Here is a 12,851-nt window from a genome sequence, read left to right on the forward strand (position 1 = left end):
TGAGTAATTACGCTTCGTGTAAAAAATGTTGGCCAGGGCCCACTTTTGCGAAATTATCATTCAAAGACAGTGCTATTATTCAGTCCGGCGGCGCGGCAACCATACGGGTCAGTGTTCTAGGTGGCGGAATCAGTTTTCCCTGTCAGCCACGCATCTTTTGCGATGACCACGCCTATGGGCACGGTCTATAACGATCCGGTCGGCGATCCGGCGAAATATGCCGACTTGCCCGCCGCCGACGCGATTTTGGTCACACACCACCACGGTGATCATTTTAATCTTGATACGCTGACCGCATTGATGGGCGACGAAACGGTTCTGATCACGAACCCGACTGTGTATGACAAACTGCCCGCCGACATGCAGGCACAGGCCACAGCGCTCGCCAACGGTGAAACGGGCCAACTTCTTGGTATGCCGATCGAGGCGATCCCAGCCTATAATACCACCGAAGACCGGACGAAATATCATCCCAAGGGGCGCGACAACGGATACGTTCTGATCGCTGACGGGTTGCGCATCTATATCGCGGGCGACACCGAAGGCACTGACGAGATGCGCGCATTGACCGATATTGATGTGGCGTTTGTTCCAATGAACCTGCCGTTCACAATGGACGAAGACGCCGCTGCCGACGCGGTCGCGGCCTTCGCCCCCAAGGTGGTCTATCCTTACCACTACAAGAACTCGGATGTGTTTGCCTTTGCCGACGCGCTGACAGGCGACACCCAGATCAAAATGGCCAAGTGGTACGTCTAGAACGAAAAGAGCACGCCGCGATGTGTCGGGGCGTGCTCTCATGATTGATGCGGGTTGGCGTTAGCTGCCGACCATTCCAACAATTTCATAGGTCTTTTTCAGGATAGGCGACGCGATCTCGCGACCCCGTTCAGCCCCACGTGCAAGGATGCGGTCGATCTCGGCCTGATCCTGCATAAGACGGGCCATCTCGGTGGAAATCGGTGCCAGCTTGGCCACCGCCAGATCTGCCAGCATCGGCTTGAACTCGCCAAACTGTTTGCCGCCAACTTCGGCCAGAACGGCATCGACTGACTGGTCGGCGAGTGCCGCGTAGATGTTAACCAGATTGCGCGCCTCTGGCCGCTCGGCCAGCCCTTCGGCGCTCTCTGGCAAAGGTTCGGGATCAGTCTTTGCTTTGCGGATCTTCTTGGCAATCGTATCAGCGTTGTCGGTCATGTTGATGCGGCTCGCATCAGACGGGTCGGACTTGGACATCTTCTTGGATCCGTTACGCAGCGACATCACGCGCGTCGCGGCCCCTTCGATGACCGGTTCGGTGATCGGGAAGAAATCCACACCAAAGTCGTTGTTGAACTTGGCGGCGATATCCCGCGTCAGTTCCAAATGCTGTTTCTGATCTTCGCCCACAGGTACATGCGTCGCGTGATAGATCAGAATGTCGGCCGCCATCAGCGCAGGATAGCCAAACAGCCCCAGCGACGCGTTCTGCGAATTCTTGCCAGCTTTGTCTTTCCATTGGGTCATCCGCTGCATCCAGCCCATGCGAGCGACACAGTTGAAAATCCAACCCAACTGCGCGTGTTCGGGCACTTGGGACTGGTTGAACAAAATGGATTTTTCGGGATCGATGCCCGACGCGATAAAGCCTGCGGCCAATTCGCGTGTGTTCTGACGCAATGCGGCAGGATCCTGCCAGACCGTGATCGCGTGTAGATCGACCATGCAATAGACGGTCTCAAAGCCGCCAACGTTTTGCATATCTACGAAACGCTTCATCGCGCCCAGATAGTTGCCAAGGGTCAGGCCGCCGGACGGCTGGATGCCGGAAAAGACGCGGGGCGTAAAAGTGGTATCAGTCATGGAACAACTCGGGCTGGAAATACATGTTACGCTGGCTTACCCATGCACTTGGGCCCCGTCAACTGAGGTGACAGAATGAACCAGCCGCTTATCCATCCCGTCCCGCGTGTTGTTATCGGGCTTGGCGCGATGATCGTATTGATCGAGGCGCTCTTTTGGTTGACCAGCACGGGCATCGTTTTCCCGCCTGAGGCGGCGGGCTGGCGGATCGGGGCCATCCAATCCTTTGCTGTCTATGACCAGTTGTTTGATTTTGCGGTTGAGCGGCGCGAGGCCAGTTGGGACCAAATTAAACGTTTCGTATTCTACCCGTTCCTGCACCGTTCTTGGATTGATGCGGCCTTTGGGGCGGTCATTGTGCTGGCGATTGGCAACTATGTTGGTCGCGTCTTGTCCCCCATTGCAACGTTGGTTGTTTTCTTTGGGTCCAGCATTTTAGGCGCATTGACGTTCTGTCTGATCGTCAATGATCCGTTCCCGCTCTTTGGTGCCTATCCTGCGGGCTACGGGCTGATCGGGGCCTACACGTGGGTGCTATGGCAACGCTTGGGGGCGATGGGCGACAATCAATTGAACGCGTTTCGCCTGATCGGGTTTTTGCTGGGCATTCAGTTGGTGTTTGGCATCTTGTTTGGAACCAGCATGAGCTGGATCGCAGAACTGGTCGCCTTTGTTGTTGGCTTTGCACTGACACCGATGCTGGTGCCGGGAGGCTGGGCACGGATGCTGTCGCGGTTGCGCAACGACTAGGCTTTGCGCCGCAGATCCCGCAGATCAAACGCGCCGAGCAGTCGACCAAAAGCATAGTAGCTGCCCGTGCCCGCACCGACCAATAGCGCCAACGCCGCATAGCGGATCGTAGGGGCGGCGAGAAACGGTCCCAGCAAAACGGACACGCACCACAACACGGCACCCATCAGCCCAGAGGCCAAAAGAATGCGCCAGAACCGGCGTTTAAATTGCGCGTCAAAGGCGGCTGCATCCCCCAGCTTGCGTGCGCCGCGTAGCAACAACGCCATCATCACCCAACCTGCCAATGTCGTCGCCAACGCCGCCGCCATATAGCCGATCTGTGTGGCCAGTCCGATCGCAACAACCGCGTTCACGACCATAGACACTAATGCGTAATTTAGCGGGCTGCGCGTGTCTTCGCGTGCATAGAACAGGGGCTGCAGCGCCTTTTGCATCACAAACGCGGGCAAGCCGAGCCCGTAGATTGCAACAGCGACTGCCGTGGCGGCACTGTCATCACTGGTGAACGCACCGCGTTCAAACAGAATTGAGATGAGAGGGACCGGAATTGCAATCAGCGCGATAGACGCGGGAACTGTCAGAGTAAGCGACACTTCGGCTGCGCGATTAAACGCATGTTTGCCGCCCTCATGATCACCAGCGCGCAGCTTGCGAGAGAGGTCGGGCAATAGCACCACACCAATGGCAATGCCAACCACACCCAACGGCAGTTGATACAAACGGTCCGCATAGTTGAGCCAAGCAATCGCACCGTCAAAGAAACTTGCGACTTGGCGTCCGACCAGCAGGTTCACTTGGACAACGCCACCCGCCAGAGCCGCAGGAAACGCGATGATCGCCAGACGCTTTAGCTCGGGTGTCATCTTGGGGCGTTGCAAACACATCGTGAACCCAGCGCGCGCCGCCGCGATCCAAACCAGCGCCAGTTGTGCCATGCCTGCAATTGGAACTGTCCAAACCAACGTGCGCCCAACGTCCCATCCAGCCCCTTTGGCCAAATAAACCGCTGCAATAAACAAGATGTTCAGCAGAACAGGGGCGGCCGCGGCGGCCAAAAACCGGCCCGTCGCGTTCAGCACGCCTGACAGCAAAGCCGCCAATGAGATGAACAAAATATAGGGAAACGCGATGCGTCCAAAGTCGGTGGCCAGATCGAAACGTTCGTCCCCGACAAAACCACTGGCCATCGCATAGACCAACCACGGCATCGCAAAGACAGCCAAGACCGTCACAGCGATCACCACGGTAGCAAGCCCATTGAACGCATCCCTCGCAAAGCGTTCGGGGTCATCGCCGTCCTCTATTTTCTTAGAGAACATGGGCACAAAGGCCATGTTGAACGCACCCTCGGCAAAGAAACGACGGAACATATTCGGCAGGGCAAAGGCGATCAAAAATGCCTCGGCCACCGGCCCCGCGCCCAAGGTCGCAGCAATCAGAATATCACGGATAAATCCAAAAACGCGGCTGGCCAGTGTCCAAACACCTACGGTCATGAATCCGCGCATCAATCGGATTGGCTTCACTGAACGGCCCTCTCGACGCCCTGTTCGATGGCATCTCGCAATTTGCGTTCCAAGGTTTTCTGCTTGGATTCGCTGTAAAATTTCAGGCCAAACATGTCTTTGACATAAAACGTGTCGACCACTTGCTCACCATAGGTCGCGATCACCGCGTTGGCGATATAGATGTTCGATGCCGCCAGCGAGCGGGTCAAATCAAACAACAAACCAGGGCGGTCGCGGGTGTCGACTTCGATGATCGTGTAGATTTCCGAGCCATCGTTATCAAAGGTGATATGCGTCGGCACCTTGAACGCACGTTCGCGTTTTTTGATTTTGTCGCGGTCGGTCAACGCGTCGCGCGGCAGGATGTCACCGGCCAATGTACGCTCGATCATCTTGCGCAGGCGTGGCAGGCGATCCTCGTCATATGGCGTGTCATCGCTGTCTTGGATCCAGAATGCCGCCGTTACATAACCGTCCTTGCTGGTGTAGGTCCGTGCGTCCACGACATTGGCCCCAACAAGAGCAAGCGCACCCGTGATCCGCCCAAAAATCCCGGGGTGATCAACCAGCGCAAAGCACGCACGCGTCGCATCTCGGTCTTCATCAGGGGTCAGCTCGATTTTGATCTCGTCATCATCCAGTTCGCGCAACATCCGTGCAAAGTCGATGTGGGCAGTGACGTGAAGGCCCTGCCAATAAGGCGGATAGTGGCGACCCGTTTCGATCCGTAAATCCTTGGGGGTCCAATCGGCCAAAGCATCGCGCAGGTTCTTCTTCGCCTCGGCCCCACGGTTGGTGCGGTTCAATGCCTCCATCCCGTTTTCAAGCGCATGCAGCGATTGACGATAGAGAGCGCGGATCAGCACCGCTTTCCAGTTGTTCCAAGTATCAGGCCCGACGCCTGAGATGTCACAAACTGTCAGCACAGTCAGCAGATCGAGCCTGCGCTTGTTACCAACAAATTTGACAAAATCCCGCACGGTGCGCGGATCTGCAATGTCGCGTTTTTGCGCCGTGTCCGACATCACCAAATGTGACCGGATCAGCCATTCGACATCTTCACACTCGGTTTTGTTCAAACCCAATCGTGGTGCCACAGTGCGTGAAATTTTCGCCCCCAAGATCGAATGATCTTCGGGTCGGCCTTTGCCGATGTCGTGCAACAGGCAGGCAACATAGAGCACCCGACGATTGACCCCACCTTTGAGAATGCCACTGGCGACGGGCAGCTCTTCGATCAGTTCTTCGCGTTCGATCTTGGCCAGATGGCTGATCACCTGAATGGTATGCTCGTCGACGGTATAGGAATGATACATGTTGAATTGCATCATCGCGACGATGGACTGAAACTCTGGCATAAACGCCCCCAGCACACCCAATTCGTTCATCCGGCGCAACGCGCGTTCAGGGTTGCCGTGCTTTAGCATCAAATCGATGAAGATACGGTTGGCCTCGCGGTCCTCGCGCATGCCCTTGTCGATCAGGTCTAGGTTCGCAGTCACCAGCCGCATTGCGTGCGGGTGGATCAGCGTGCCAGTGCGCAGCGCTTCTTCGAACAGGCGCAAAATGTTCAGCTTGTCCCCGAGAAAGGCAGCCTCGTCCGCAATGTCCAATCGGTTTTGTTCGATCGTATAAGGCGCCTTGGCCTTTTTGCGGCGCGAAAAGATCCGCGTAAGCATCGGCACCTGTTTGATGTGAGCGTCTTCCATCGCGGTCAGGAACACTCGGGTCAATTCACCCACCTGCGTGGCGTGGCGGAAATAGTCCTGCATGAAATGCTCAACCGCACGACGTCCTGTGCCGTCTGCATATCCCATCCGTGCCGCGACCTCGACTTGCATGTCAAAGGTTAGCTGATCCATCGCGCGATTTGCGATCAGATGCAGGTGGCAACGCACAGTCCACAGAAAATCTTCGGCGGTCAAAAACGCATCGAATTCGTCTTCGGTAAATACCCCAAGACCCACCAGCTTAGCGGCGTCATCAACACCGTTGATGTACTTGGCGATCCAGAACAACGATTGCAGATCACGCAAGCCGCCTTTGCCTTCTTTGACATTCGGCTCGACCATATACCGCTGCCCACCTTGCTTGCGGTGGCGCTCGGTGCGCTCGGCCAACTTGGCCTCGATGAATTCAGGGACGGTAGACGTGAACAGGTCGTTCCACAGCCGCTCTCGCAGCTCTTGGGCCAATGCTTCGTTGCCAGCTAGAAACCGGTTCTCGACCAGACTGGTCCGGATCGTGTAATCCTCGCGGGCCAATCGCACACAGTCTTTGACGGTGCGGGTCGCATGGCCAACCTTCAGCTTGAGATCCCACAGCATATACAGCATCGATTCAACGACGCTCTCGGCCCAAGGCGTGATTTTGTAGGGCGTCAGGAACAGCAGATCGACATCCGAGAACGGCGCCATTTCACCACGGCCTGATCCACCAACTGCGATTAATGCCAATTGCTCGCCCTGTGTCGGATTTGAGAGAGGGTGCAAATGACGGGTCGCCAAATCCAAGACCGCAATCACAATTTGATCAGCCAGATAGGCATAGGCCTCGGTGACTGGGCGCGCCTGCGTTGGACGCTCGGCAAAGGCATCTGCAATCTTTTGCATCCCGTCGACCCGCGCGACCTTTAGGATGTCGACAGCCGCACTGCGCAGGCTGTGGCCATCTTTGGCAACTGCGGCAGCTGCATCCAGCTTGGCGGTGATTTTGGGAACGTCGAAAATATCTCGCGCCGGACAGATCAATCCGTCCGGCGCGTTTGTGTGATTGTTCATCAGAGGTTTAGAACCCTCCTGTACCAAAGCTGCGTGGCGCAGGATCGACTACGACAACTTGGTTGTTGCGGATCTGCGCGACGGTCAGGCCGCGCTCGTTCGTGCCATTAGGCAAAAAGCGGAAGATACCATTGACGCCTTGGAAACCCGACGACTGTGTCAACGCACCTTTGGTCAGTGCATTTGCATTGCCAGCACTCAACAGCGCGCCAATCGCTGCGATCCCGTCATAGGCCAGACCGGCCAGCGGGTGCGGTTGCTCACCATATGTTGACGCATACCGCTGCTCATAGGCGGCTTGACGTGCTTGGTCGGGTAGTGCGAACAGACCACCCTGAAGACCTGGAAGCGTCAGCGCCTGCGGCATAGCATTCCAACGGGTCAGACCAACATATTGCGTGCTGCTTGGGCTGATGCCAGCCTCGGGCAATGCTGTGGCAAGGATCGGAAGGTCGGCATTTGCACCTGCAGTCAAAAAGACCGAATCTGCTCCGCTGGCTTTGGTTGCCGCGGCAATAGGTCCAACACGGGAAACGATGTCTTGCTGCGACAGCGGATAGCCTTCGATGCCTGCGATTGTGCCACCGTTGTTTGTGACCGCTGATGCAATCGCGTCGCGGCCAACGGCACCTGGAACGTCATCGCCGTGGATGATCATAAAGCTGCGTTTGCCCTGACCTACGGAATAGCGCACCAGACGGTTTGCGGTGCTGTTAAAGGTTGGCCCGAGAACAAAGAGGTTGCCGCCTGCGATGCTGGCGTTGTTCGAGAACGCCAGCAGATTGACGTTTTGTCCCGCAACCGCGACAGCCGCTGCGTTGGCTGCTTCACCGTAGAGAGGTCCAAGGATGATCTTGGCGCCTTCATTTACGGCCGTTACAGCGGCATTCGCTGCCTGCTGTGGGTTGCCTGCTGTGCTGTAAACACGCAGGTTGATGCTGACACCGTTCAGGTCAGAGATTGCTAGACGCGCTGCGTTTTCTAGGTTTTGCGCCAAAAACGCGTCTTGGGCGTTGCCAGATCCGCTGGGGACAAGCAGGGCCACTTGGACAGGCGCGGTAGGATCAATGCGTGGGCGACTATCGCCCCCACCCGCCAAATTGATTGGATCACACGCCGCGACAAAAAAGATCGACAGACAGACGAACAAACGCGCCGCCGACTTGCGGACGGCAGATATACAGGCAAACATGGGTTGTCTCACTCCCTAACGTGACAAGAGGCTGATCCTCTTCTAATTGCGTGGGATCATAAAGCACCACGTCTGAGGGTCTATAGATGAATTTTCAAACCAAGCCACTCTCCGCTGGTCTATATTTTGTGGCGACCCCGATTGGAACAGCGCGCGACATTACGTTGCGAGCGCTCGATATCCTTGCCAGCGCCGATGTGATCGCGGCCGAAGATACACGTACAGCTCGAAAATTGATGGATATTCACGGCATCCCTTTGGGGGATCGTCCACTTGTCGCCTACCACGATCATAGCGGTGATGGCCCCCGCAACCGCATTGTTGATGCTATATCGCAGGGGAAATCAGTGGCCTATGCCTCCGAGGCTGGCACCCCTCTGGTCGCGGATCCGGGCTATGCGCTGGGCCGTGCCGTCATTGACGCAGATTTGCCAGTAACCTCGGCGCCCGGTCCATCTGCGGTTCTGCCGGCACTGACGATTTCAGGTCTGCCGACCGACGCCTTTTTCTTTTTTGGGTTTCTGCCAAACGCGGCAACTGCACGCGAAACCGAGCTCGCCACGCTGAGAGACATCCCCGCGACACTGGTATTTTACGAATCGCCAAAACGTATTCAGGGAATGTTAGTGAGTTTGCGTCATGTCTATGGAGACGACCGTCCGACTGTGGTGTGCCGCGAACTGACCAAGAAATTTGAAGAAGTGACCAGAGGCACCGCTGCCGAAGTCAGCACAGCCTTTGAAGGGCGGAATGTTAAGGGCGAACTGGTCGTTCTGGTTGGTCGTGCGACAAAACAGGCCGTCACGGTTGCTGATATCGAAACAGCGCTGCGTGAGGCGATGAAAACGATGCGTGTCAAAGACGCCGCCTCGGTTGTAGCCGGTTCGCTGGGCATGCCGAGACGGGCCGTCTATCAAATCGCGCTTGGAATGGAGATGTGAATGAGTGGTGCAGTTTCATACTACGCAGGTCTGACTGCCGAGGGAATTGTTGCACGCCAATACAGGGATCGCGGGTTCCAGATCGTCGCGAATCGCTGGCGTGGTTGTGCTGGTGAAATCGATCTGATCGTCACCGACGGAGCCGAATATCTTTTTGTGAGGTAAAGCGCAGCAAGAGTTTTGAAAGTGCGGCCATGCAATTGGAACCACGACAAATGAAACGCATCTATTGTGCAGCAAGCGAATTCTTGGGAACACTGCCCATCGGCCAAGATACTGATTGTCGGTTTGACGTGGCCTTGGTAGATGGAAGCGGCGACGTTCGCATTCTTGAGAATGCATTTGGTCAATTCTAACGTCGGGCCATTGCAGGTCGAGGGTTGCTACGCCATGTAAAGGGCAACAGTTTTTGCCTGACAGGACCAATGATGCCCCTCAATATTGCGTTTCAAATGGACCCGATCCAAGCGGTCGACATCAATGCAGACAGCAGCTTTCGCCTCGCCGAAGAGGCCCAAGCGCGCGGTCATAACCTATTCTATTACTCCCCTGATATGCTTGCCTATGAAGAAGGCGAGATCACGGTGTGTGGCCAGTCTTTGCGTGTTCAACGCGAGCAAGGCAACCATGCCATATTGGGTGACATGGAGCATCGCAATTTACGTGACTTTGATGTGGTTTGGCTGCGTCAGGACCCACCGTTTGACATGGGCTATATTACGTCGACGCACTTGTTGGACAGGGTCCATCCAGACACGTTGGTCGTGAATGACCCAACATGGGTCCGCAATTATCCTGAAAAGCTCTTGGTGCTCGACTTTCCTGATTTAACGCCACCGACAACGATAGCCCGCGATCTCGAAACTCTCAAGGCGTTCAAAGACAAACATGGGACTGTTATTCTCAAGCCTTTGTACGGCAACGGCGGCGCAGGCGTGTTCAAGCTGACCGAGGAAGATCGTAACATTTCGTCCCTGCACGAGATGTTCAGCGGCATCAACAATGAGCCGCTGATCGTGCAGAAATTCCTGCCGGACGTCAGCAATGGCGACAAGCGCGTTATTCTAGTTGATGGCGAACCGGTAGGTGCGATCAACAGGGTTCCAGCTGCAGGTGAAACCCGATCAAACATGCACGTTGGCGGTCGCCCCGAAAAGATCGACCTTAGCCCACGCGACATCGAGATTTGCGAACGGATTGGCCCGCTGCTGCGTGAAAAGGGCCAGATATTCGTAGGCATCGACGTGATCGGCGACTACCTGACCGAAATCAACGTCACGTCGCCCACCGGCATCCAAGAGATGGAGCGTTTCAACGGCGTCAACATCGCGGAAAAGATTTGGACCGCGATCGAAGCCAAACGCTAGGCAGGCCCAACGCGAAAGCTGACCGCCTCTGCGAGGTGCCGTTTCTCGGTTGCCAAACACCCGTCTAAATCGGCGATCGTGCGCGCCACCCGCAAAACGCGGTGATAGCCGCGTGCGGTCAGGCCAAATCGGTCTGCGATTGTCCGAAGATAGGTGCGGTCAGCCTCAGACAATTTTGTAATCTGATCCAGAACTTCGCCTTGGGCATCCGCGTTCACACGCATTTCAGGATGGTCGGCAAACCGTTCTGATTGAACCTCCCGCGCGGCGGCGACACGGGTTGCAATCACGGCAGAGCTGTCGCCGGTTTTGGGCAAATCCAAGTCCGAGAACGCAACCGGAGGCACATCAATCCGCAAATCGAAACGGTCCATCAGCGGGCCAGAAATTTTGCCGAGGTAGTCCTCGCCGCACAGCGGGGCCCGCGAACAGGCGCGATCTGTATCAGACAGATACCCACACTTGCACGGGTTCGCAGCCGCGACGAGCAAGAAACGACTGGGATAGCGGACATGCGCATTGACGCGCGACACGACGATCTCGCCCGTCTCGATCGGTTGGCGAAGCGTGTCTAGCACTTGGCGGCTAAATTCGGGGAATTCATCCATAAACAATACGCCGTTGTGAGCGAGCGAAATTTGCCCCGGCCGCGCGCTGCGACCGCCGCCCACAATCGCAGGCATCGAGGCCGAATGATGCGGGTCGCAAAACGGACGGTCAGTGCAAATCCCTGCCTCACCCAAAATTCCGGCCACCGAATGAACCATCGAGGTTTCCAAGGCCTTCATCGCCGTCAAAGGTGGCAAAATGCTCGCCATCCGCGCGGCCATCATCGATTTCCCTGAACCAGGCGTTCCATTTGAAAAATTATAGTGGACCATTAAACTAGACGCATCTTAAGGTGCGTTAGAGAGGGAGGAAGGGTGAAAAACATTAACGCTTATAGCTATTTGCGCATAAGCACCGATGTGCAAAAAGTTGGGGACGGCATCCGGCGGCAAATGGATGCGAGCGAACGTTATGCTCGTGAACATGGTTACCACTTAGTCGAAACGATACGAGACGTGGGTGTTAGTGGGTTTCACGGGAAGAATGCGAAAGAAGGCGCATTCTCAGTATTTCTCACGGCTATCGACCAAGGAATTGTAGAGTCAGGTAGCGTGCTGATAGTGGAATCCCTGGATCGTCTGTCTCGAGACGGAGCCAAATTCTCTCTTAGTTTAAGCCGCCATTGGTCCCAAAAAACCTGACGACGGACAGAGTTTGATCTCCAGATGGGTCTGTTTGACGGCCTTGTCCTGATCCGCGATCAAGCTGGCGGTGGCGGTGTTCCACTGGTCGTAAATGGGTTCAACCGTGATCAGCATTTGTTCAATCTTTTGGCCCATCGCCAAAAGCTCGCGCGCCGCACAGTCAATGGCACGCCCGGGGCGGTCCAGCAGAGCGGGATCAAGGGCGCTGGTGACCTTCAGCCCTCTAGGCTGATCGGGTCTTTCAGGCATGAGATATGACGCCACGGCCATAATCGGCCCCACAAATGGGAATGCCACAAGCGCTAGGCCGACGCTAAACGCAAGGTGCAGATTGATGGCTTGCCGGTCTGGCGTCGTACCAAGCCCGGTTAACAAATCAGGCATCGCGACAATCCCGAGGAGGACTAGTGCGGCACCACCGCCTCGGAGGATCAGATTGGCCATGACCATCCGTCGTGACGCGATTGGTGCGGAAATGGGTCAGTACATATGCAATAACGCCCCGCCCAGATTGGCCCCAAGGATCATGGCGGCGGCAGCAGGAGTTGGAAGGATAGATTGGCCAGTCAGTGTGACGAACAGCAACACGGCCGCAACGCTTGAGTAGACGCCCCAAGCAAACACAGCGCCAATCACGAAACCGGTCAGTAGATCGCCGCCCAGATAGGCCATGATGGCCTGCATGCCGGGATGGGATATCATCGGCTCGGTGGCACCCCGGATCATTTCCAACGACACAAAAATCAGGGCAAGCCCGATCATGATGCGCCGATTTGCCGCGTGTTGCTGCCGTTGCCGCGCAGAAACACAGAGACCCCGATCAGCAGCAGCAAAGGGATCAGCAGCAGCAAAGGGATCAGCAGAGGCTGACGCACCATCAAGAGCTGCGTCACCACTGCTGACCCGACATCAGCCCCCAATAGAATCGCCAATCCTGCCGCCGCCCCCAGCGCACCCTTAGAGACAAAGTTGGACACCAGAAAGGCAACCGCAGTCGCACTTTGCAGCAACACTGCAGCACCCATGCCAGTCCCCGCCGCTAGCAATCGGTTCTTGGTAGAATGACGCAACCAGCTACGCATCGGCGCGGCAAACCCACGCTCAACGCCGATGCGCACAAGACGCACGGCCCAAATCAACAGGGTCGCAGCGCCAGCGATCTGTATGACGATTTGAAGGGCGTGCGGTTCACTCACCGGTCATGCTCTCCTGCCT

General features: G+C 56.2%; 12 protein-coding genes and 2 pseudogenes. 6 read left to right on the forward strand and 8 right to left on the reverse strand.

From position 1 onward, the window contains the following. The first annotated feature begins 120 nt into the window (after positions 1-120). Entirely contained in the window at positions 121-759 is a 639-nt protein-coding gene (locus TR2A62_RS14975; protein WP_009159870.1) for an MBL fold metallo-hydrolase, read from the forward strand. 60 nt (positions 760-819) lie between these two features. On the opposite strand, the gene trpS is transcribed toward TR2A62_RS14975, so the two are convergent. Next, positions 820-1,842, reverse strand: coding sequence for a tryptophan--tRNA ligase (gene trpS / locus TR2A62_RS14980; protein ID WP_009158786.1), 1,023 nt, complete (start codon positions 1,840-1,842; stop codon positions 820-822). 75 nt (positions 1,843-1,917) lie between these two features. On the opposite strand from trpS, the gene TR2A62_RS14985 reads away from it, so the two are divergent. Continuing rightward, entirely contained in the window at positions 1,918-2,592 is a 675-nt protein-coding gene (locus tag TR2A62_RS14985) for a rhomboid family intramembrane serine protease (RefSeq protein ID WP_009160148.1), read from the forward strand. Here the strand turns inward: TR2A62_RS14985 and murJ are convergent. The 3 genes from murJ to TR2A62_RS15000 are packed head-to-tail and all read right to left on the reverse strand — an operon-like array spanning position 2,589 to position 8,075. After that, a complete protein-coding gene (gene murJ / locus TR2A62_RS14990) occupies positions 2,589-4,121 on the reverse strand; it encodes a murein biosynthesis integral membrane protein MurJ (RefSeq protein WP_009157483.1) in 1,533 nt (510 codons plus the stop codon). The genes TR2A62_RS14985 and murJ overlap by 4 nt on opposite strands. Further along, positions 4,118-6,883 carry a [protein-PII] uridylyltransferase gene (locus TR2A62_RS14995; RefSeq protein WP_009159576.1) on the reverse strand — a complete coding sequence of 922 codons (2,766 nt, stop codon included), beginning with the start codon at positions 6,881-6,883 and terminating at the stop codon, positions 4,118-4,120. The genes murJ and TR2A62_RS14995 overlap by 4 nt, the downstream gene beginning before the upstream one ends. A gap of 7 nt (positions 6,884-6,890) precedes the next feature. Beyond that, on the reverse strand, positions 6,891-8,075 hold the full coding sequence (locus TR2A62_RS15000) for a penicillin-binding protein activator (RefSeq protein WP_009158428.1): 1,185 nt from the start codon (positions 8,073-8,075) through the stop codon (positions 6,891-6,893). Between the two features lie 86 nt (positions 8,076-8,161). On the opposite strand from TR2A62_RS15000, the gene rsmI reads away from it, so the two are divergent. The 3 genes and pseudogenes from rsmI to gshB all read left to right on the forward strand — a co-directional run bounded on the left by rsmI (position 8,162) and on the right by gshB (position 10,383). Beyond that, the gene (gene rsmI, locus TR2A62_RS15005; protein WP_009158837.1) at positions 8,162-9,016 is read left to right on the forward strand and encodes a 16S rRNA (cytidine(1402)-2'-O)-methyltransferase; all 855 of its coding nucleotides are present in this window, start codon (positions 8,162-8,164) and stop codon (positions 9,014-9,016) included. Beyond that, positions 9,017-9,372: pseudogene (locus TR2A62_RS15010) on the forward strand (YraN family protein). It abuts the gene before it with no gap. 72 nt (positions 9,373-9,444) lie between these two features. Next, positions 9,445-10,383 carry a glutathione synthase gene (gshB, locus tag TR2A62_RS15015; RefSeq protein ID WP_009160139.1) on the forward strand — a complete coding sequence of 313 codons (939 nt, stop codon included), beginning with the start codon at positions 9,445-9,447 and terminating at the stop codon, positions 10,381-10,383. Here the strand turns inward: gshB and TR2A62_RS15020 are convergent. After that, positions 10,380-11,243 (reverse strand): annotated as a pseudogene (locus TR2A62_RS15020) (YifB family Mg chelatase-like AAA ATPase); the annotation flags it as partial. The gene gshB and the pseudogene TR2A62_RS15020 overlap by 4 nt on opposite strands. 63 nt (positions 11,244-11,306) lie before the next feature. Here TR2A62_RS15020 and TR2A62_RS18245 point away from each other — a divergent pair. Continuing rightward, entirely contained in the window at positions 11,307-11,633 is a 327-nt protein-coding gene (locus tag TR2A62_RS18245; RefSeq protein WP_190275714.1) for a recombinase family protein, read from the forward strand. On the opposite strand, the gene TR2A62_RS19225 is transcribed toward TR2A62_RS18245, so the two are convergent. From TR2A62_RS19225 to TR2A62_RS19235, 3 genes are read right to left on the reverse strand one after another with little or no spacing between them, the layout of a single operon-like run. Continuing rightward, positions 11,604-12,080 (reverse strand): Na/Pi cotransporter family protein, encoded by a 477-nt coding sequence (locus TR2A62_RS19225; protein WP_009157540.1) that lies wholly within the window; start codon positions 12,078-12,080, stop codon positions 11,604-11,606. The two genes, TR2A62_RS18245 and TR2A62_RS19225, sit on opposite strands and share 30 nt — an antisense overlap. 36 nt (positions 12,081-12,116) lie before the next feature. Continuing rightward, positions 12,117-12,398 carry a Na/Pi cotransporter family protein gene (locus TR2A62_RS19230; RefSeq protein WP_009157902.1) on the reverse strand — a complete coding sequence of 94 codons (282 nt, stop codon included), beginning with the start codon at positions 12,396-12,398 and terminating at the stop codon, positions 12,117-12,119. Then, positions 12,395-12,832 (reverse strand): Na+/Pi-cotransporter, encoded by a 438-nt coding sequence (locus TR2A62_RS19235; RefSeq protein WP_009158722.1) that lies wholly within the window; start codon positions 12,830-12,832, stop codon positions 12,395-12,397. The genes TR2A62_RS19230 and TR2A62_RS19235 overlap by 4 nt, the downstream gene beginning before the upstream one ends. Between the last annotated feature and the right edge of the window lie 19 nt (positions 12,833-12,851).

It is taken from the genome of Thalassobium sp. R2A62 (genome assembly GCF_000161835.1).
Taxonomy (GTDB): Bacteria; Pseudomonadota; Alphaproteobacteria; order Rhodobacterales; family Rhodobacteraceae; genus Thalassobium.